The sequence below is a fragment of the Flavobacterium panici genome (assembly GCF_903819335.1).
Lineage (GTDB): Bacteria > Bacteroidota > Bacteroidia > Flavobacteriales > Flavobacteriaceae > Flavobacterium > Flavobacterium panici.
This window is the reverse complement of the sequence record NZ_CAIJDE010000072.1, coordinates 1-2,129: the sequence shown is the minus strand read 5'-3', so window position 1 is coordinate 2,129 and position 2,129 is coordinate 1. Positions and strand designations below refer to the sequence as shown.

Here is a 2,129-nt window from a genome sequence, read left to right as displayed (position 1 = left end):
GCCCGATACAATATCGAGCTCATTATTATAAAACTTAATTATTAATTTGTCTAAACTTTTGGGTGCAGTCTATAACTGCCTCTTTTTTTATTTATAAACCAACCAATTACATAAGGTAAAATGGATTGCAAAATTTGCGGATACGAATTTTTAAAGTAATCTGTATAAGATGAAACGAATCCGTTTACAATGTTTTGCGGTGTTATGCTTTCTTTAGTTCTCTGAAAACTCAGAACTAATTTCTGATAATTGATATCTTTTTCCAGTTTTAGAATTTCTAAATCTCTGTCGATTTCAGCATATGAGGAGTATTTTTTCTTTTCCATAATTCTTAATCGTTAAAAAATATTTCTGAAAATTTCTCTAAAATTGGTCCTTCAACAATCTTATCTTTTATGAAGAAAAGTAAAATAGTGAACAAAAGATAGATCCCTCCTACTGCTAAAAATCCCAAAGCATTACTTCCGAATAAATCTCCAAAAGCATATGCTGCTGCAAAAGATCCGAAAAGTAAAACCATACTAAAACACAATAATATCAAAGTAAATTTGAAAATTAAAGTAGTTGATTTCATTGCTACTTTAAAACCCCAAAGTTTGTAGTAAGCTAAATGACTGTCAATGTAAACTTTAGTTTGATCCTGAATTTTCTCGGTATTTTCTTTTAACTCTTCAAAAGCCATAATTAGTTTTTTAAAATGAAAAAGCACAAAACTGTCTTATAAAAATAAGACAATTATGTGCTTCTTTAACAATTATTATTTTTGAAGTTTAGCGTTTTGTGCTTTTAAATCAGCCAATTTAGATTCTAAAAAAGTGATTACTTCTTCTGTTTTATGGCTTACATTTGAAAGTAAATCATTTAAAGTTCCATCAAGATTTTGTGTCGCACCTGTGAATTTTTCACGAAGCACTTCAGAACTTGCCTGAAAAGAATCCTGCAGATTATGTTTTGCATCATCAATTCCTTCTTTCAGTTTAGCTCTCGTTTTTGATCCTTTATCCGGGGCAAACAAAATTCCGATCGCTGCTCCTACTGCAGCACCAGCTAAAATTGCTGCAATTGTATTTGAATTATTTGACATGATATTTATATTTAAAGTGATTAATAAAGATACTCCTTTTTTAAAATGCTAAACTTTAAAATTTAAAATTTAACAATATAATTAATACACATAAGCAACGGCCTCATATTTTCCATCGGCCTTTTCAATAATACTTACAAAAGGATAACCATTTGAAGCTGACTTAGTTTTAATTCTCATAGCAGTCTGCTTTTGATTTGCAATTGGCGGTTCACCTTTTGTCCTTGTCGAGACTCCGGTAAAACTTGCTGCCTGCTTCAGTCCTATTGTCTTTTCCTGAGGAAGAACCGTTACCATTTTGTAGTCGTCTTTTGAATCAACTATTATTTTATCAGAAATTTTTTGAGTTTGTTTTGTCTGCTTATTTGTAATTGATGAAACAGCATATTTGCTAATTTTAATTTCTTCAGAACTTCCGTTCAACGAATAATAAATTAAACCATTTTCATTTTTAATAAAATTGACATCAAGTTGTTCACCGTTGTGTTTTGTAATTTGATGAGTTTGAGAAATTGCAATATTTGCAAATAACATCATTAGCGTAAAATATAAAATTTTCATGATAATTGGATTTAAGTTTTTATAATTAAAATTTGTCAGATTGAATTATAAAAAAATAATTCCCTAAAACTAATGCTATGGAAATTTTATAATTATAAAGAAATTTGAAAAATACCTTTTACGCGAAATATTATCAAAACAACTTCATAATAAAATTAGAACATAAAATTTGTCGTTTCAAGAATTCAAATTAGAAATAATCTTAAAAACAAAAAGCATTGTCTTTTGTTTTCAAAAAATTCAACTTAGAATCTAATTGGAAATATCAATTTTATAAAATCATTTCTGACTTTTGGTATTGAGATAAAAATAGCAACTTTATAAACAATTGTATGTTAATAACCCGTTAAACTGACAAAAATAACGGTTAAACTTTAAATTAAAGCCGTAAATAAACAATAATTCAAAAAACGAGTTATGTGTCAACCTAAATTAAATATTACCTTAAAATCAATTTATGAAGGTTAAAATTAATCTATAAAAG

General features: G+C 27.6%; 4 protein-coding genes. All 4 read right to left on the bottom strand.

What is annotated here, in order from left to right:
- Positions 1–50 precede the first annotated feature (50 nt).
- Positions 51–326: a DUF6327 family protein gene (locus tag FLAPXU55_RS23980; RefSeq protein WP_180861937.1), complete on the bottom strand. Its 276-nt coding sequence runs from the start codon at positions 324–326 to the stop codon at positions 51–53.
- 5 nt (positions 327–331) lie between these two features.
- Positions 332–682 (bottom strand): competence protein, encoded by a 351-nt coding sequence (locus tag FLAPXU55_RS23975; RefSeq protein WP_180861935.1) that lies wholly within the window; start codon positions 680–682, stop codon positions 332–334.
- Between the two features lie 75 nt (positions 683–757).
- A complete protein-coding gene (locus FLAPXU55_RS23970; RefSeq protein WP_053474335.1) occupies positions 758–1,084 on the bottom strand; it encodes a YtxH domain-containing protein in 327 nt (108 codons plus the stop codon).
- An 81-nt stretch (positions 1,085–1,165) separates the two neighbouring features.
- Complete coding sequence (locus FLAPXU55_RS23965; protein ID WP_053474334.1) at positions 1,166–1,645, bottom strand: hypothetical protein; 480 nt, start codon at positions 1,643–1,645, stop codon at positions 1,166–1,168.
- Between the last annotated feature and the right edge of the window lie 484 nt (positions 1,646–2,129).

Coding starts and splice junctions, on each gene's coding strand:
- FLAPXU55_RS23980 (WP_180861937.1), bottom strand. CDS start 326: ATGGAAAAGAAAAAATACTCCTCATATGCTGAAATCGACAGAGATTTA.
- FLAPXU55_RS23975 (WP_180861935.1), bottom strand. CDS start 682: ATGGCTTTTGAAGAGTTAAAAGAAAATACCGAGAAAATTCAGGATCAA.
- FLAPXU55_RS23970 (WP_053474335.1), bottom strand. CDS start 1,084: ATGTCAAATAATTCAAATACAATTGCAGCAATTTTAGCTGGTGCTGCA.
- FLAPXU55_RS23965 (WP_053474334.1), bottom strand. CDS start 1,645: ATGAAAATTTTATATTTTACGCTAATGATGTTATTTGCAAATATTGCA.